Source organism: Candidatus Eisenbacteria bacterium, from assembly GCA_020847735.1.
GTDB lineage: Bacteria > Eisenbacteria > RBG-16-71-46 > RBG-16-71-46 > RBG-16-71-46 > CAIXRL01.
In genome coordinates, this window is sequence record JADLBL010000011.1 from 24,844 (window position 1) to 42,376 (window position 17,533).

The 17,533-nt window shown below is 71.2% G+C and carries 13 protein-coding genes; 11 read left to right on the plus strand and 2 right to left on the minus strand.

The window, feature by feature from the left end; genetic code table 11:
• Window positions 1–88 precede the first annotated feature (88 nt).
• Entirely contained in the window at window positions 89–1,543 is a 1,455-nt protein-coding gene (locus IT347_04830) for a DUF4384 domain-containing protein (GenBank protein ID MCC6348904.1), read from the plus strand.
• 108 nt (window positions 1,544–1,651) lie between these two features.
• Window positions 1,652–2,566, plus strand: coding sequence for a PorV/PorQ family protein (locus IT347_04835; protein MCC6348905.1), 915 nt, complete (start codon window positions 1,652–1,654; stop codon window positions 2,564–2,566).
• Between the two features lie 42 nt (window positions 2,567–2,608).
• On the opposite strand, the gene IT347_04840 is transcribed toward IT347_04835, so the two are convergent.
• Window positions 2,609–3,346 (minus strand): UDP-2,3-diacylglucosamine diphosphatase, encoded by a 738-nt coding sequence (locus tag IT347_04840; GenBank protein MCC6348906.1) that lies wholly within the window; start codon window positions 3,344–3,346, stop codon window positions 2,609–2,611.
• 371 nt (window positions 3,347–3,717) lie between these two features.
• On the opposite strand from IT347_04840, the gene IT347_04845 reads away from it, so the two are divergent.
• Window positions 3,718–5,202: a Do family serine endopeptidase gene (locus tag IT347_04845; protein MCC6348907.1), complete on the plus strand. Its 1,485-nt coding sequence runs from the start codon at window positions 3,718–3,720 to the stop codon at window positions 5,200–5,202.
• Between the two features lie 83 nt (window positions 5,203–5,285).
• The gene (locus tag IT347_04850; GenBank protein MCC6348908.1) at window positions 5,286–6,512 is read left to right on the plus strand and encodes an N-acetylmuramoyl-L-alanine amidase; all 1,227 of its coding nucleotides are present in this window, start codon (window positions 5,286–5,288) and stop codon (window positions 6,510–6,512) included.
• 23 nt (window positions 6,513–6,535) lie between these two features.
• Here the strand turns inward: IT347_04850 and IT347_04855 are convergent, their stop codons facing one another.
• Window positions 6,536–10,102: a 5'-nucleotidase C-terminal domain-containing protein gene (locus IT347_04855; protein ID MCC6348909.1), complete on the minus strand. Its 3,567-nt coding sequence runs from the start codon at window positions 10,100–10,102 to the stop codon at window positions 6,536–6,538.
• 216 nt (window positions 10,103–10,318) lie between these two features.
• Between IT347_04855 and IT347_04860 the strand changes: the two genes are divergently transcribed.
• The 7 genes from IT347_04860 (at window position 10,319) to IT347_04890 (ending at window position 17,189) form a co-directional block, all read left to right on the plus strand.
• Window positions 10,319–11,119: a tetratricopeptide repeat protein gene (locus IT347_04860; protein ID MCC6348910.1), complete on the plus strand. Its 801-nt coding sequence runs from the start codon at window positions 10,319–10,321 to the stop codon at window positions 11,117–11,119.
• Window positions 11,120–11,262: 143 nt separating this feature from the next.
• Window positions 11,263–12,687, plus strand: coding sequence for a dihydrolipoyl dehydrogenase (gene lpdA / locus IT347_04865; protein ID MCC6348911.1), 1,425 nt, complete (start codon window positions 11,263–11,265; stop codon window positions 12,685–12,687).
• A 111-nt stretch (window positions 12,688–12,798) separates the two neighbouring features.
• A complete protein-coding gene (locus IT347_04870) occupies window positions 12,799–13,344 on the plus strand; it encodes a DinB family protein (protein ID MCC6348912.1) in 546 nt (181 codons plus the stop codon).
• Between the two features lie 10 nt (window positions 13,345–13,354).
• A complete protein-coding gene (locus IT347_04875) occupies window positions 13,355–14,692 on the plus strand; it encodes a hypothetical protein (protein ID MCC6348913.1) in 1,338 nt (445 codons plus the stop codon).
• Between the two features lie 76 nt (window positions 14,693–14,768).
• Window positions 14,769–15,068 (plus strand): hypothetical protein, encoded by a 300-nt coding sequence (locus tag IT347_04880; protein MCC6348914.1) that lies wholly within the window; start codon window positions 14,769–14,771, stop codon window positions 15,066–15,068.
• Between the two features lie 22 nt (window positions 15,069–15,090).
• Window positions 15,091–16,473, plus strand: a complete 1,383-nt coding sequence (locus tag IT347_04885; GenBank protein ID MCC6348915.1) for a sigma-54-dependent Fis family transcriptional regulator — start codon at window positions 15,091–15,093, stop codon at window positions 16,471–16,473.
• Between the two features lie 56 nt (window positions 16,474–16,529).
• Window positions 16,530–17,189, plus strand: a complete 660-nt coding sequence (locus tag IT347_04890; protein ID MCC6348916.1) for a YbbR-like domain-containing protein — start codon at window positions 16,530–16,532, stop codon at window positions 17,187–17,189.
• Window positions 17,190–17,533: the final 344 nt, after the last annotated feature.

Genomic DNA, 17,533 nt, shown 5'->3' on the forward strand with positions numbered 1-17,533 from the left:
GGCTGCGCTAGGATAGTGCCCGCGCGCAACAGGACGCGGGGAGAAAGGTCCTGTCTCACGGGGTACCTGTAGCGAAGGAGTGACGGCCATGCTGCGCACGAACTGGGTTTCCGGAGTCGCCGCCACGATCGCGGTGCTGCTCGTTTCGGCCACCGCGGCGATCGCCCGCCCGCTCTCGGTCGAGGTCTGGACCGACCGGGGGGACGACGCGGTCTACACCGCCGGTGACGCCATGCAGGTGAAGGTGCGCGCCAACGACGACGCCTACCTGCTCGTCTACGAGATCAACTCCGACGGTCAGGTCACGGTGCTGTTCCCGTTCCGGCGCGCCTCGGGCATGGTCGAAGGTCGCAGCACGCTGCGCCTGCCGCCCGAGGACTCGCGCTACGAGCTGACGGTCGAGAGCGACACGGGCCTGGGCTACATCGTCGCGCTGGCGTCGCGCCGGCCGTTCCGTGAGCTGCCCTGGTACCTGCGACCGTTCGACCCGCAGGGCGAGAGCGTCGGCTACGAAGGGCGGCACGACGACACCGACGGCTTCGACGACGACGGCCGCGTACTCGGTGACCCGACGGTCGCCATCGAGCGCATCCGCCGTGCGGTGCTGGGCGATCCGGGAGACCTCGACGATTTCGCGACCTCCTACACGACCTACTACGTGGGTCACGAGGTCCGCTATCCGCGCTATCTCTGCAACGACTGCCACCGGCCGGGATCCTGGTCGTGGTGGGATGGGTTCGACCCGTACTACGCGTCGTGTTCGGTGTTCGACTTCCGCGTGAACTGGAACTGGTGCTGGGGGCCGTGCATGTGGTCGAGCCACGTGCCCTACTACTACTACGTGGTTCGCTCCGACTGCCCGCCCCGCTATCGCGGCTGGTACGACCGCCACGATCGCTGGTCCTCGTGGGACGGATCACGCACCTGGAGCAATCTCTGGGGTGGCCCGCTCGTGCGCCACAAGTCGGCGCCTCCCGTCGGCTACATCCCGCCGCCGGTCAAGGGCAGCGATGCGCCGCGCGGGTTGCCTCCCGGATTCATCAAGAGCGCCGGTGGCCCCGGCGGCCGCGGGTCGGTTCCCATCGGACGAAATCGTCCCGACGTCGGCCAGGGGGATCGGCCGGGAGGCCAGGTCTGGCGCACACCGCCCGGCGCAGGCGGCACTCCGGGAGTGAAGGCGCCGGATCGCGCCGGCACGAGGGAGCAGCCGCGCTTCCGGCCGCCGAGGCCGACGACGCCCGACCGCGACGACAAGGGGTACCAGCCGCGGCAGGATCAGCCGCGCCGCGAGCCGGCGCGCTACGACCCTCCGCGGCAGGATCAGCCGCGCCGCGAGCCGGAGCGTTACGATCCTCCGCGGCAGGATCAGCCGCGCCGCGAGCAGCCGCGCCACGACCCGCCCAGGCAGGACCAGCCGCGCCACGAGCAGCCGCGCTATGACCCGCCGCGGCAGGATTCGCCCAGGCAGGAGCGGCCGGAGCAACCGAGGCGAGAGCCCGGCGGCTCCTCGGGCGGAGGCAAGCACAAGGGCGGCGGCCGCTGACGACAGCACCCGGGTGTAGCGTATACTGCCGCGCCTGATTCGCGGGCAGCGGGGCCGGAGTCACCGGCCCCGCTGCCTTGTGCGTTCGATTCCCTGGAGTTTCGAGACGTGATCCGACGCAGGTCCCTGCTGCTCCCTCTTGTCAGCCTGCTGGTTGCTTCGGCCGCCCCTGCCGCGCCGCCCGGTTTCGCCTTCCTCGAAGTGCCCGCGGGCGCCCGGGCTTCGGCGATGGGCGGGGCGTACCTTGCGGTGGCGGAAGGGGTGGAAGGGGCGTTCTGGAACCCCGCGACACTCTCGGGGGTCCAGGGCACCCAGCTCGTCGCGACCCACTACGAGTTCTTCGAGAGCCTGCGGCACGACCAATTCGCGCTCGCCGGGCAGCTCTTCGGCGGCGGAATGGCGGCCTCCGTTCGGGCGATGTACACCGAGCCGATCGAGGAGCGCGACGAGCTCGGCAATCTCATCGGCACGTTCGGCGCGCACGATCTCGAGATGCAGCTGGGCTACGGGCGAAAGGGCGCCGGCGGCACGAGCGTCGGCTTCGCGGCGCAGCTCGTGCGGGAGCGCATCGCCAGCGAGTCGGCGATGACCTGGGGCATGAGCGCCGGTCTCGCATGGCTCCCCGAACGCTGGCGTGACCTGCGCGCCGGCCTGGCCGTGCAGCACCTCGGCCCCGCGGCGCACTACGAGTTCGACGGTCAGCGCGGCGCCCCCGTCGGCCTGCCCCTCGCGCTTCACGGAGGGCTCGCCTGGCACCGGGCGCTCGGGCGGGGCCTTGCGCTGACCCCGGCGCTCGACGTGCGCGCGACGCGTGGCCGCCAGGCGGTGGTCGCGCTCGGCGGCGAGCTCGAGTCGGAAACCGGCGCGTCGCTTCGCGCCGGGCTGCGACAGGGCGACGACATCGCGAACTTCAGCGCCGGCCTCGGCTGGCGCTACCGCGGTTACCGCGTGGACTACGCCTGGGTGCCGTCGAAGCTCGATCTCGGCGACACGCACCGCTTCTCGTTCGGCGCTCAGTTCTGAAGCCTGCGCCGGGCGTGCCGCGGCCGGCCGCCGCGGTCGCGGTCAGGCCGGAGCCGGCCAGGTCTTGAGCGTGATCCGGCCGTTCTCCATCTCGGCGTACGTGAAGCGCTCGATCCAGTCGCCGAGCACGAAGAACTCGCGGCCGTTCTCGCGTCGCTCGTAGGCGTGGTGGAAATGCCCGACCAGCACGCCGTCGTAACCTTCCGCGAAGCGCGGCCCGGCGATCTCGCGCCACAGCCGCTCGGGCTGCAGCGGCGGGTGCCCGCGCGAGCCGCGGGACCAGCCCGAGACGACGTGGGCGAGCGGGATGCCGAGGTCCGGATGGAGCAGCTGGTAGAGCCCGATGCTGAGCGGACTGCGAATCACGCCGCGCAGCATGCGGTAGCCGAGGTCGCCGCCCACGAGGCCGTCACCATGATGCACCCAGAGCCGACGGCCCTGCTGCTCGATCGTCACGGGCCGGTCCGTCGTGCGCACGCCGAGCGTCTCGCGCAGGAAACTGCCCAGCCAGAAGTCGTGGTTGCCGTTCAGGTACTGGATGTCGATCCCGGCGGCGCGCAGTCGCTGCAGGACGGCCAGCGTGGGGAAGGCGCGGCGTGGGATCGCGGTCCGGTATTCGAACCAAAAGTCGAACAGGTCGCCGACGATAACGAGGGAGGATGCGCGTCCGGGCAGCGTGTCGAGAAGGCTGTGGAGCCTGGCCTCGCGCGAGGCCTCCCGTTCCCTGGACTCGGCGCCCAGATGTGCGTCCGAGAGAAACACCACCGTGCCGGTGTGCATGCCGGCGCAGTCTAGTCGTCGTACAGGAACCGCGCCAAGCGTTGCCGGGCGCGTCGGGTGAGCCCGGCTCCTCCGGTCGGCCGCGCGGCGGCGGACCACACGTCAATGCTTCATCAGTTCTCGAGTCGCACGCGCAACCGTCGCAGCATCCGGCGCGTCTGACCCCATAGCGAGCGCCGGAAACCACGAAGCCAGCTTTCGCGCGAGGCCCTCGGGTCGGACGCGCACGCGGCCAAATTGACGGCCGCTGAACAGCATCGGTCTATCGGATCCCGGCCCTCGCGGCCTAGTCTCTCAAGGACATGCGGAGAGGCCGCCCGCCCCTCCGGTGCCGCATCGCCCGTCTCCCAAGTCAAGCACGGAGGAGTCAGATGGACGGAAGGTCGGTCATTCGCCCGCGCAATTACTTCATCGGTGCCGTCGCGCTCGTCGTCGCCGGACTCGTGGTGGGCCTCGGTCTCAGCGCGGGCCTCAACCTGCAGCGCGCCTCACGCGCGGCGGACGCGCAGGTCGCGTCCGTGGCCGCGCAGAACTCCGCGGCGCTGCCGGAGAGCCCGTTCGTGAGCGTCGTGGAGCGCGCGCTCCCGGCGGTGGTGTTCATCGACGTACAGAAGAAGGCCTCCGCCATGGGAGATCCGGGGGCGGACGACTTCATGCGCCGCTTCTTCGGTGACCAGGCGCCGCGCCGCCCGCAGCGCACCCCGTCGTCCGGTTCCGGGTTCATCTTCGATTCGCAGGGCCACATCCTCACGAACAATCACGTGGTGAGCAACGCCGACGACATCACGGTCACGCTCAACGACCGTCGCTCGTTCAAGGCCAAGGTCGTGGGCGCCGACCCCGAAACCGACGTCGCGGTCATCCAGATCTCGGGCAGCAACCTGCCCGTGCTGCCGCTCGGCGACTCCGACCAGATGCGCGTCGGCGACTGGGCGATCGCCATCGGCAATCCGCTCGGCCAGCTTCGCGGCTCGGTGACCGTGGGCGTCGTGAGCGCGCAGGGCCGCACCGACCTCAACATCTATGGCGGCACCCCCGAGTACCAGGATTTCATCCAGACGGACGCGTCCATCAACTTCGGCAACTCGGGCGGACCGCTGTGCAACATCCGCGGCGAGGCGATCGGCATCAACACCGCCGTCAACACGAGCGGCCAGGGCATCGGCTTCGCGGTTCCGATCAATCTCGCCAAGCACGTCGCCGATCAGCTCGTCGCGCACGGGCAGGTGCGGCGCTCGATGCTGGGCGTCCTGCTCGCCGACTTCACGCCCGAGCTCGCGGACGGCTTCGGCCTTTCGGGCAAGGAGGGCGTGCTCATTCAGCGCGTGCTCGACAACACCCCCGCCTCGCGCGCCGGCCTTCAGCGCAACGACCTGATCGTCGAGTACGACGGGCAGCCGGTGAACGATCTGCAGAAGCTCCGCCTGAAGGTGGCCGATACCCCGCCGGGACAGAAGGCGTCGCTGGTCGTGCTGCGTGGTGGCAAGCGCCTGACCTTCAACATCACGCTGGCGGACAAGGACACGCAGGTCGCCTCCAACACGCCCGCGGTCACGGGCGCGGACGATTCCGTGGACCTGGGCGGCATCAGCGTCCGGGACCTGCGCCCGGACGAGCTGAAGCAGCTCGGCATCCAGGCCGGCGTTCGCGTGACGGACGTGGCGGACGGTAGTCTGGCCGAGGAACGCGGGATCCAGCCGAACGACGTGATCGAACAGGTGGGGCCGACGTCCGTGAAGGACGCCGCCTCGTTCACGAAGTTGATGGACTCCGCGAAGAAGGCGGGACGCCCGGCGGCGCTGCTCGTGAACCGCGAAGGCGCCTCGAGGTTCGTGACGCTGAGACTCGGCAACTGATCGCTTCCCGGCTCGACACGGAATCACGGGCGGGAGGCGGCGCAGGCCGCCTCCCGTCGTTCCATGGACGGAAACCGACGACGATGCTCAAGTCCCTGAAGACCACATTGCTGCTCGGATGGGTGTGCGCGGCGTTCGCCGCCGCGGGGACGGCCCATGCGGACACGCCGGCGCCCCCGACGCTGGGCGGCATCCGCGCCTGGTCCGCGCCGTCGAACACCCGGATCGTGTTCGATTTCTCCCAGCCCGTCGCGCCGGTCATGCCCGACTCCGGCTCGGCGCGCCAGCTCGTCGTCTCGGTGCCGGCGCCCGGCATCACCGCCGCGGCCGATGTTCCCGCGACCCTCGCGGTGCGGGACACCGCGGTGGACTCGGTCGTCACCGTGTTCGACGAGTCGGGGGTCCGCTTCATCCTCATGCTGGCGCCCGGCGCTTCGTTTCGCGCCTTCGTGCTTCCCGCCGACGCCGAGAAACCGTTCCGCGTCGTCGTGGACGTCTTCAGCCTCGCGGCCCGCGAGGCCGAGAGCAGGCGGCTCGCCGCGCTCGCGGCGGCCAAGAAGCGCGACCGGGTCCGGCTCGTCGTCGTGGATGCCGGTCACGGCGGTGACGACACGGGCGCGCGCGGCCCGGGCGGCGTGCTCGAGAAGAACGTCACGCTCGCCATCGCCAGGGCTCTGGCCGACGAGCTCAACAAGGTGACCGGCATTCGGGCCATCCTGACGCGGGACTCCGACTTCTTCATTCCGCTGCGCGAACGCTACGGCATCGCCGAGAAGGCCCGGGCGGACCTGTTCGTGAGCATCCACTGCAACTCGAGCCGGCGGCGCGGCCGCGGCAGCGGCACCGAGGTCTACTTCCTGTCGCTGAAGGGCGCGAGCGACCAGGCCGACGCGGACCTCGCCGACCTCGAGAACGCCGCCGATCTGGTGGGCGGGGTTCCGCCGCAGGCGCAGGACGACGTGGTCGGCGTGCTGTACGACGTGAAGCGCAACGTCGCTCTCGAGCGCAGCCAGTTGCTCGCCGAGACGCTGCTCGACCACATCGCGGCCGACCGCCGCGTCGAGTCACGCGGCATCAAGCAGGCGGGATTCGTCGTCCTCAAGTCGGTCGAGTTCCCGAGCGTGCTGGTCGAGACCGCCTTCATCAACAATTACCGCGAGGTGAAGCTGCTGAAGGACCCGGCCTTCCAGAGGCAGATGGGCAAACAGCTCGCCAACGGGGTCGTCGCCTACTTCAAGCAGGCGGGCGTCCCGCTGGGTGGGTCACCCGCCGAGGCGGCCCTCCCGCCTTCCGCGAATCAGGGCCGGTAGCGGTCCGGCGGGCGGGCGCCGCGTCAGCGCCCCGCCTCGGCGATTCGCCCGTCCGGCCGGATGTCGAGCACGCCGCCCGCCTTGCATCGGTCGCGAACCAGCGCTTCCATCGCGCCGCGGATCAGCAGGCCCGTGTCGGTCTTTTCGGCCCCGGTCGCGAGCACGTTGTAGTTGTCGCCGCCGGTGGCCATGAAGTTGTTGACCGCCACCTTGTAGAGCTTCGCCGGGTCGAGCGGCGTCCCGTCCGCGAGCGCCAGAGAGACGACGCGGCTGCCCTTCGGCTTCGACAGGTCGAGCGTGTAGCGAAGCCCGCTCACCTGCGTGATGCGCTCGTTTCGCAGTCCCTGTTCGAGCGCGAGCTTCACCTCGTCGCCGGTCAGTTTCTCGGTCACGATCGTGTTGTCGAACGGCATGATGTCGTAGATCGCGCCGCGCGTGATCTCGCCGGCCGCGAGGTTCGCCCGCATGCCGCCCGGGTTCTGCATCGCGATGTCCACGCCCGAAACGAACCGCATGGCGTCGGAGATGAAGTCCCCGATCGTCGCTTCGGGCCGGCGGCGGTCGAGCGCGACGGCGGCGCGCCCGATCACCTCGGCGGCGATGGGCCCGACGCTCTCGTTCCAGCGCTCGACGCGCCCGAACCACGACGAGTCCACCGGGGCGTCGCCCGCGATCACCGGAATCATGCGCTGGCGCTTCTCCAGCACCTGCCGCTTCACGGGATCCACGACCATGTCCACGACCGCGAGCCACTGGCCGAGCGCTCCCGCGATCATGACCGAGGCCCCGTTGATCCGGTCGTCAATGACGTTGTGGCTGTGGCCCCCGAGCCAGGCGTCCACGCCCGGCACGCCGCGAGCGAGCCTCGCGACGTCCCCGTGCGCGCCGCGCGTCGAATCCGTCTCGCCCGGAATGTGCCCGACCGCGATCACGATCGCGCTCCCTTCCTTGCGCAGGCGGGGGACGATCGGGGCCGCCGCGGCGGAGTCGTCCCCGAACTTCAGGTGCGCGACGTTCTCCGCGAGGGTCACCCGCGGCGTTCCGGGATAGGCCAGCCCGAGAATGCCGACCCGCACACCGCGGCGCGTGACGATCGTGTCGCTGCGCACCCACCACGGCCGTCTGCCGGTCCTGCGCTCGGTGATGTTCGCGCCGAGGGTCGCGAAGCGCATCTGCATCGCGCGCGCCTTGAGCGTGTCGGCGGTCCAGTCGTAGTCGTGATTTCCGATCGCGTGGGCCGTGTAGCCGAGCAGATTCATCTGCTCGACCACCGGCCGGCCGAACTGGAGGTTCGACAGCATCGAGCCCTGGAACGTGTCGCCGCCGTCCACGAGCACCGTGCCCGCGGGATTCTCGGAGGTCAGTTGCTCGATCGCCGACGCGAGGTAGACCGTGCCGCCGGTCGCGCGCCCGCTGCGACGGTCGCGCGCGGTCGAGATCACCGCGCCGTGGAAGTCGGTGGTCTCGATGACGCGCACCTGCGGGAAGCGCATGTTCGAGACCATGCCCAGCCACTGCGCGCGCGTCAGCCCGCCGCCGAGCGCCGCGGCGTCGAGCGACGTTCCGCCCGCCAGCGACAGGCCGGTGAGCAGTCCACGACGGTAGGCGTCGTCGCCCGCACGGCCGGAAGCGAGCGCGAAGCCCGCGGAGCGCGCGGCCCGCTCGCACCAGTCGAGCGCCGTGCCGACGGTCGCCGGCTGGAAGGGCTTGAAGCTCTCGCCCTGTCCGTCGCGGCCGAGCACGCCGCGCGAGAGGATGCCGTCCACCCAGACCTGCACCTCGTCGGGCACGTCCCCGAACGCCCCGGAGGGGCGCTTCGAGCGCAGGTTCAGCGCCCGCCCCAGCCCGTAGGCCAGATCCACGCGCCGGGCCGGCTCCTCGGGAATCAGGTGGCGCACTTCGGCGGCGGGAACCAGCCCGAAGCGCACCAGCCGGTCGATCAGCGGACGCTCCGGCATCGCCGCGTAGTCGGGCAACAGCGTCCAGGCCGGCTCGATCTTCGCCGGCACGTCCGGGTGGCGCCGGACGTAGTCGAGGAGCGCGGCGGGGGCGCTGAGTGCCGGCCGCCCGAGGACGCGCGCCCGGCGGATCATCGTGAAGTCGCCGCCGCCCGCGGCGCGGTAGCCGTTGACCGCGACCCGCAGCTTTCGCGAGGGATCGAGCGGCCGGCCGTTCAGCGACAACTGGAGGATGCGGTCGCCCGCGGGCCGGGTCAGGTCCACTTCGCAGGTCACGCCCAGGGGCATGTCGAAGTTCCAGGTGGGCATGCCCGGAACGGTGAGCGGTTGCTGGTCGTCGTACGTGTAGTCGGCGAACAGCCGCGCCGAGTGCTCCAGCGCCTCCTTGAGGTCCGCTCCGTCGAGCTCCACGGTCACGAGCGTGTTCTCGTACGGGTAGAGCCGCATCAGGTCGCGCACCGTGACGGGCCCGGCGGGGATCCGCTGAGTCCCGTCGAACAGGGTCGCGAGAGAGACGTCGGCGCCGGTGGCGTCGAGCTGCGCACGCTGGACCAGCTGGAGCAGCGCGTTGTCGGCGTAGCGTCCCCCCGGAGCGCCGAGCGGAGCCGCCGCGTGACCGACGACCACGTCGAGCGCCACCTTCGTACGGGCCGCGTAGCCGGCAAGGGTGTCGGCGAGCGCCAGGTCGGTCGCGACCGTGTCGGCGATGGCGATCACACGCGCGCGCCGATCCGTCAGCTTCCAGGGACTGGTGTCGGTCGCGCGCGTGAACGTCAGGTCCACGCGGCCGACGGCGTCGCCGGAGTGCCCGGCCTGGGTCACCAGGGTGCCGTCCACCATCACCGAGGGCACGATCGTGTGCGTGTGCCCCAGGATGACCACGTCCAGACCGACCACCTCGTGGGCCAGTCGCCAGCCGAAGTTCTCGTTCGGCACGTCTCCCAGGCGCGGCTGCCCGGTGCGGGTGTCCTTCTCGAGCCCGGTATGCGCGAGCGCGATCACCACGTCGCAGTGCTCGGCGCCGCGCAGTCGGTTCACTTCACGCTGGGCGATCTCGATGGGCGAAAGGAACTGGTAGCCCGCGCACTGCGTCGAATCCACGAGCCGGGGCACCGCCGGGGTGGCGAGCCCGATCACGCCGACCCGCACTCCGCCCGGGTACTCGCGGACGACGGACGGCGGGAACGCCGGCGAGCCGTCGGAGCGAACGACGTTCGCCGCGATCCACGGGAAGTTGGCGGCGGCGCGGGTCGCTTCGAGCACCGCTGGCCCGTAGTCGAACTCGTGGTTGCCGACCGCCATCGCGTCGTAGCCGAGCGCGTTCATCGCGCGCGTGACCGGCTCGGGCTCGCCCGCGTGGTCGCGCTGCCAGACCGAAACGAGCGCGCTGCCCGAGGTCGCGTCGCCCGCGTCGAGCAGCATCACCGGCGTGCCGCCGCCGCGAACCTCGGAGACGATCGTGGCGATCTTCGCGAGTCCGCGGGTCACCGGCTGGTTCCGCAGGTCGTCGAACGGCAGCAGCGCGCCATGCAGGTCGGTCGTGTGGAGGATGGTGACGCGGGTTTCCTCGGCGCGCGCCGGGGGAGGGAGGAAGGCGAGAACCAACAGCGCGGCGAGAATGGAACGACGCATGCGCGGACAACCTCCAGACGCACGCCGGCGGCCGGGGCGCGCGGGGCTTCGGGGTGGATTGCGGCCGCGAACCGTAGCAGCGCGACGCGGGCCCCGCCAGCATGCGCCCGCCCGGGGAGGCGCGGCCTCGTTCCGCGCCCGCCGCTTGAGACGGCGGAACGCGCGCCCCTATAGTGTCGCTTCCCCTGCCCGGCCACGAGCCCGCGGAGTCCCGACATGCCCGAATCGCTTCGCTGCCCGAGCTGCGGCCACCTGAACGAGAACACCGCCGAAGGATGCGCGCGCTGCAACTTCCCGCTGCGCCCGGCCGCCGACGCTCCGCCACCTTCCGCCGGCACGCCGGATCCGGCGGCCCAGCCGCCGACGCCCGAGCCGCAGGTCCGCGGGTTCGATCCGTCCATCCCGCGACTGCGCCCGATCCGGCCGCGCCGGCCGGCCGGCCCGGCGCAGCAGCTCCAGACCCAGCTGTGGGTGATCCTCGGCGCGCTCGCCGTGCTGATCGTGCTCTTCACGGCTTTCCGGGGGTTCCAGAAGAACAACGCGCCGGTTCCGGTCGAGGGAGCGCAGACGCAGCAGCAGCAGATCGCCGACCTGGCGCGGGCCGAGCTGGCCAAGGACTCGACCAACGTCGTGGCGCGCATCGCGCTGGCCGACGTTCTCTACGACACCGGCAACTGGTCGGAGGCCATCATCCACTACCGCGCGTCGCTGCGGATCGACCCGCAGCGCGTCGAGTCGCTCGTGGATCTGGGCGTGTGCTACTTCAACCTGTCGCACCCGCAGGAGGCGGTCGAGCTCTTCAAGAAGGCGCTGGAGATCGACCCGCACCATCCGGTGGCGCTCTTCAACCTCGGCTTCGTCGCCGAGTCCCAGCACGAGCCGGCGGTTGCCCTGCAGTTCTACGAGCGCGCGAAGGCGTCGAACCCCCCGCAGGGCATGGGACCGCCGCTCGAAGAGGCGATCCAGCGCGTGCGAGCGCAGCGGGACGGCAAGGCGGAGGGCTCCGGCCCACGCTGAGCCCCGCGGCGACGCGCGGCCGCTCCCGCGATGGCCCCTGTTGACAGGGGCTGCGCGAGGCTCAAGAGTCGCGGTTCCTTTTCGCTTCGCACGCGCCGGGCGCACCCGGCCCGCGCCATTCCCTTTCGCACGGACGACCCGCCATGTCGAAACCGCACTATTCCCTCGTCGTCGTGGGCACCGGCCCCGGCGGCTATGTCGCGGCCATCCGCGCCGCGCAACTGGGCCTGAAGACCGCCGTCGTCGAGAAGGACGAACTGGGCGGCACGTGCCTCAACTGGGGCTGCATTCCGACCAAGGCCTGGATCGTGACCGCGCACCTCTACGAGACCATCAAGCGCGCGAAGGAATACGGCATCGAGGTCGGGGAACCGAAGATCCACTGGCCGTCGCTGCTCGAGCGGAAGAATCGGATCGTCAAGCAACTGACGGGCGGCGTGAAGTCGCTGCTTTCCGGCCGCGGCGTGGACATCCACCGCGGCGTCGCGCGTCTCGAGAGCGCCAATCGTCTGTCGGTGACGCCGCCGGCGGGAGGCGCGCAGGAGATCACCGCGGACAACGTGATGCTGGCGACCGGCGCCTACGCGTGGACGCCGCCCGGCTGGGATCTCGATGGCGAACGCGTGATCGGCAGCAAGGAGGCGCTCGACCTGACGAAACAGCCGAAGCGCCTCGCGGTCCTGGGCGGCGGCGTCATCGGCTGCGAGTTCGCCTCCTTCTTCGCCGCCCTCGGCACGCAGGTGACGCTGATCGAGATGCTGCCGCGGCTCGTCATGGCCGAGGACGAGGAGATCTCGGCCGCGCTCGAGCGGGAAATGAAGAAGCAGAAGATCGCGCTTCACCTGGGCGCCAGGGTCGAGGACCGCAGGGACAACCCCGACGGTTCGCTGACGCTGACGCTGTCGGGCGGCAGGACGGTGGACGTGGATTGCGTGCTCGTCGCGACCGGCCGGCGCCCGTACCGCGGCGGACTCGGGCTCGAAAAGATCGGCATCGCCAGCACCGATCGCGGAAAGATCGCCGTCAACGACCGTCTGCAGACCAGCGTGCCGGGCATCTACGCGATCGGCGACGTCACCGACATCAAGCAGCTCGCGCACTTCGCGAGCGCCCAGGGCAAGGCCGCGGCCGAGATCATTGCCGGCCATGCGGCACAGACGAACTGGCGCGCGGTGCCCGCCGCGACGTTCACGAGTCCCGAGATCGCGAGCGTCGGCCTGACCGAGGCCGAGGCGAAGGCCGAGGGACGCGAGGTCAAGGTCGGTCGCTTCCCGTTCCGCGCCCACGGGCGCAACATCGCCGACGGCGAGACGGCCGGGTTCGTGAAGCTGGTCGGCGACGCGCGAACCGACCAGGTGCTGGGCGCGCACATCATCGGCGCCAAGGCGAGCGACCTGATCCACGAGTGTTCGCTGGCGATCGGGGCCGACCTGAACATCGCCGACCTCGCGCAGGCGATCCACGCCCACCCGACCATGACCGAGGCGATCGGAGAGGCCGCGGAGGATGCCGACGGGCTGGCGATCCACCTGATGCGCATGGAAGCGAAAGCGGCCGCGAAGAGCTGACCGGGCTTCACGGCTCGCAGGGAGGCAGGGCGCCCGCGGAGGGAGCATTCCCGCGGGCGTCACGCGTTCTCCGGCTCGCCACGCGCCGCCGGCTCGGCTAGCCTTCGCGTCATGACCGCCAAAGCTCCAGCGTCACCCGGAAAGCCCCGCCCCGAAGTCTGGCTTCGCGGCCCCGTGCCCGAGCTGCCGCCGGCGCTTCAGCCGGTCGCCCATTCGCTGCTGCAGGTGCGCGAGGATCTGCCGCCCCTGCTGGCGTCGCTCAGCGACGAACGCATCTGGGCCCGCCCCGGCGGCTCGGCGTCCATCGGCTATCACGCCGCCCATCTGGCTGGCAGCCTCGTGCGCCTCGCCACCTACGCCCGCGGCGAATCGCTGAGCGCGGCGCAGCTCGCGGACCTGGAGGCCGAACGGAACGTGGACGCGGCGCGACCAGAGCGCGCCGAACTCGTCCGGCGGGTGAACGAAGCCATCGAGTCCGTCCTGCACGACCTCTCGACCTACTTCGAGGACGATCTGTTCACGCCCCGCGAGGTCGGACGCGCGAAGCTTCCCTCCACCGTGATCGGCCTGCTCTCGCACGCCGCCGAGCACACCGCGCGCCACGCCGGTCAGATCGCGACGCTCGTGCGGGTGACCAGCGCCTCGAGCGGCGGCTAGCGTCCCGAGCGTGCACCGCAGCCAGACCTACACGCTCGCTTTCGCGCTCGTCGCCGCGCTGGTCACGGCGCTCGCGGCGGCGCTCGCCTACCGGGGCCTCAGCGCCGCGTTCGAAGGCGAGTTCCGTGCGCGCGTGGCGCGGGTCGCCAACATCGCCGCGACCCAGGTCGCACCCTCCGCGATCGCCGAGCTGCGGCAGTTCGGCGCCGAGACGGGGGGCTTTCTCGAGGTGCAGGCGCAACTCGACATGCTTTGCGCCGTGACCGGATTCGAGGACTTCCAGCTCGTGGACACCACGCGGGCGGTGCTCTACGACGTGCGCCGCGCCGAGGAGGGAATCGGCGCGATCAGCATGTGGGACTCGCTCGCACGTCCCGCGCTCGAACGCGCGATCGCGGGCGAGGCGACGAGCGGGCCGCCCCTGACGCGCGAAGGAAGCGAGGTGCGCACGGCGTTCCATCCGGTGATCGACAAGGGCCGTGTCGTCGCGGTGCTGGTCGCCGAGGCTCATCCCGAATGGGCGGGAGAGCTGCGGCGATTGGGGCGGCGCCTGACGCTCGTCGCGCTGGTGAGCCTGCTCGCGATCGCCGTGCTGGCCGGCATCCTCGTGCGGGGAATCGGCCGGACGCTCGCGCTCGAGCGGCAGCTCACGCGCGCGGACAATCTCGCGGCGATGGGGCGCATGACCGCGACGCTCGCGCACGAGATCAAGAATCCGCTGGCGATCATTCGCGGCTCGACCAAACGGCTCGGCAAGCTCGAACCGGAGGCGCAGCGCATGGCCGATTCGGTGATCGAGGAAGTGGACCGGCTCGGCCGCACGGTCGGCCGCTACCTGCAGTTCGCCCGGATCGAAGCGAACCCGGGCGAGACCGGCGACCTCGCCAACGCGCTCGGCGCGACGTTGGACCTGCTCGAGGGCGAGGTGCGGGCCCGCGGCTGCGTGCTCGATCGCGCCGGCGACCTTGCCTCGCCGGCCGTCGTCCGCCTCGATCTCGAGTCGCTCAAACAGGTCTGCCTGAACCTGGTGCTCAACGCGCTGGAGGCCTCGCCGCCGGGGGGCAGGGTGCGCGTCGCCCTCGAGCGTCACGGCGGGCGCGCGGCGCTGTCGGTGCGCGACGAGGGCCCGGGCATGGCGGAGGATGTCGTCCGCAGGCTTGGCGAGCCGTTCTTCACGACCAAGGCGAGGGGCACGGGGCTCGGATTGTTCCTCTCGAAGCGGCTCGTCGAGAGCGCCGGTGGCCGGCTCGCCGTGGCCAGCAGCCCCGGCGGCGGCACGGGCGTGAGCGCGACGTTCCGGCTCCTGCCCGTCGCCCCGTCGCAGCCGCGCCCGGGCGCCGGCGGTTGATGCGAAGCGTTCGGGAAGGCTAACGTCTGCCGCGGTTGCCGACGCACGAAGCCGTGACTTTCGAACGGAGAACCTCGTGAAGCGAAAGCTCGCCTTGCTGCTCCTGCTCGCCACCGTGCTGGCCGGCTCGCTCGCGACCGGCGGTTGCTCGAAGCGCTACCGGATCGAGATCCAGTCGGACACGTGCTGGGACGGCCAGATCGACGAGGGGCAGGGAATCTTCGACTGCGGCAATTCCTCCTACAAGGTCATCGGCGCCCTGCGTTGCGTGCGCGTTCAGAAGAAGACGGCCGCGGGGTACGTGCGCGTGCGCATTGATAGCGGACCGTGGGCCGAGACCAGCGAGCCCAACGGAATCGTCCAGGTTTGCCGCTGAACCGGGCGCAGGGGAGGGACGCGTGAAGGTCCTGGTCGTGGACGACGAGGTCAAGAACGCCGAACTCGTCGCCGCCGAGCTGCGCGACGCCGGCTTCGAGACCGCCTTCGTCAACGGCGGGGCCGCCGCGCTCCGGCGCCTCGAGGAGTCGCGCTTCGACGCCGTCGTCACGGATCTGCGCATGGCGCCCCCCGACGGGATGGCGGTGCTCGCGGCCGTTCGCGAGCGCTGGCCCGAGACGGTCGTCGTCGTGATGACCGCCTACGCCGCGCTCGAAACCGCGCGCGCGGCGCTGAAGCTGGGCGCGTGGGACTACGTCGAGAAGGAGGGGGACTTCGGCGAGGTGATCGCGCTCGCGCTCCAGTCCGCGCGCGAGCGCGCCAGCCTGCGCGGCGACGTGCGCCGCCTTTCGGCGACGGTCGAGGGCCTGCGCGCGGCCGCGCTCCCGGTGGTCGGCGAGGCGCCGGCGACCCGGCGCGCGCTGGAACTGGCGCGCAAGGTCGCCGCCACGGACTCGACCGTGCTGTTGCGCGGCGAGAGCGGCACCGGAAAGGACCTCTTCGCGCGCACGATTCACGCGCTCAGCCGCCGTTCGGGCGGACCGTACGTGAAGGTCAACTGTGGCGCGCTTCCCGAGGCGCTGCTCGAGAGCGAGCTCTTCGGCCACGAGAGGGGCGCGTTCACGGGCGCGGTGCGCCAGAAGCCGGGCCGTTTCGAGGACGCCGCGGGCGGCACGCTGTTCCTCGACGAGATCGGCGAGCTGCCCGTGTCGCTGCAGGTCAAGCTCCTGCAGGTGATCGAGGAGAAGACGTTCACGCGCGTCGGCGGCAACGCCCCCATCACCGTGGACGTGCGCATCCTCGCGGCGACGAACCGCCCGCTCGAGGACATGGTCCGGGAAAGGACGTTTCGCGAGGACCTGTTCTTCCGCCTCAACGTCTTTCCGATCGTGCTGCCGCCGTTGCGCGAACGTCCGGGCGACGTCGCCCGGCTCGCGGCGCATTTTCTGCGTCGCCAGGGCGCCGCGCCCGAGAAGCTGAGCGCCGACGCCGCCCGCGAGCTCGAAGGCTACGCGTTCCCCGGGAACGTTCGGGAACTCGAGAACACGCTCGAGCGGGCTCTGATCCTGGCCGGCAGCGACCCGATCGAGCCCGCGCACCTGTCCTTCGCGCGCCCCGAGCAGCGCGTCCAGCGGACGTGGGTGCCCGAGATCCCCGAGGAGGGCCTGTCGCTCGAGACCATCGAGCGCGAGCTGATCCTCAAGGCGCTCGAGCGCGCGGGCGGCAACAAGAGTCGCGCCGCGCGGCTGCTGGGCCTCACCCGCCGGATGCTCTACTCGCGGCTCGAGAAACACGGCCTTCACCGGCCTGGCGAGGGCGAGGACGACGCCGACGGAGCGGAGTAGCCCGGGGCCAGCGGAGCCTTCCGCGCCGCCCGCCCGCCGCGTATGCTGACCCGGACATGAACGTCCTGCGCGGCTGGCTGTTCGACAATCTCGGGCTCAAGTTCACCGCCCTGCTGCTGGCCGTGGCCGTGTATCTCAACGTCTACACGGACCGCAGCACGACGATGCTGCTGTCCTTTCCGGTCGAGTTCACCGACCTGCCCGATTCGCTCGCGCTGAGCGGGCCGGCCCCCGCGGTCGTGCAGGCGCAGATGCGCGGGACCTGGAAGCAGTTGATCGGCATGCGCGTGCGCGAGCCGCGACTCAAGCTGTCGCTGCTGGGCGCGGGAACCGGGCGCTTCAGCCGCGCGCTGACCCCCGCCGATCTGCCGATGTCGGAGCAGGGCGTGACGGTCGAGAATCTCATCGGTCCGCGAATGATCGAGATCGACATCGACGGCCGCACGACGCGGGAGCTGCCGATCGCGGCGCGCGTGGTCGGCGTTCCCGCCGCCGGCTTCGAGTTCGGCGGATTCGTCCGGCTGGATCCGCCCTTCGTGAAGGTGACCGGCGCCGCGAAATCGCTGGGCGGGCTGGACTCCCTCGTGCTCGCGCCGCTCGACCTCAGCGGCCGGCGCGACACGGTCCGGGCGGAACTGGCGATCGCCGACCTGCCGGACTGGTGCACGAGCGATCCGGCCACCGTGCACGTGAAACTGGCGCTGACGCGGCGCTGACGCCCGGGCGACCGGGAGGCGGGCCGCACGAACGACAACGCCGGCCCAGGGAGAGCCGGCGCGTCGTACCGGAAGACCTCGCGGGGGCGCAAGCCACGCTGGAGATGGCAGGCTCGGATGGTAGGACGCGACTCACGCGCCCCGCACCGGAGCATCGAGCAATGGCGATGCCACGCCCCGCCCGGCCTGCGATTACGCGCTAGCGACCTGAAATCGAAGCTGCTAGCCGGCCGGCCGCAGGACGGCTCCGGACCCTGCTGCCGTGCCCCGGCTGCGAAGCGCACGCGCCGTGCGGGCGGAGTTGCACGACCGGCGAGGCCTCCTTGGACCTGCGGAGCCGGCGG

What these genes read in the sequence shown, in the direction of transcription:
- IT347_04840 (MCC6348906.1), bottom strand. Translation starts at nt 3,346, where the DNA reads ATGCACACCGGCACGGTGGTGTTTCTCTCGGACGCACATCTGGGCGCC.
- IT347_04870 (MCC6348912.1), top strand. Translation starts at nt 12,799, where the DNA reads ATGACCGCCAAAGCTCCAGCGTCACCCGGAAAGCCCCGCCCCGAAGTC.
- IT347_04890 (MCC6348916.1), top strand. Translation starts at nt 16,530, where the DNA reads ATGAACGTCCTGCGCGGCTGGCTGTTCGACAATCTCGGGCTCAAGTTC.
- IT347_04850 (MCC6348908.1), top strand. Translation starts at nt 5,286, where the DNA reads ATGCTCAAGTCCCTGAAGACCACATTGCTGCTCGGATGGGTGTGCGCG.
- lpdA (MCC6348911.1), top strand. Translation starts at nt 11,263, where the DNA reads ATGTCGAAACCGCACTATTCCCTCGTCGTCGTGGGCACCGGCCCCGGC.
- IT347_04845 (MCC6348907.1), top strand. Translation starts at nt 3,718, where the DNA reads ATGGACGGAAGGTCGGTCATTCGCCCGCGCAATTACTTCATCGGTGCC.
- IT347_04860 (MCC6348910.1), top strand. Translation starts at nt 10,319, where the DNA reads ATGCCCGAATCGCTTCGCTGCCCGAGCTGCGGCCACCTGAACGAGAAC.
- IT347_04855 (MCC6348909.1), bottom strand. Translation starts at nt 10,102, where the DNA reads ATGCGTCGTTCCATTCTCGCCGCGCTGTTGGTTCTCGCCTTCCTCCCT.
- IT347_04830 (MCC6348904.1), top strand. Translation starts at nt 89, where the DNA reads ATGCTGCGCACGAACTGGGTTTCCGGAGTCGCCGCCACGATCGCGGTG.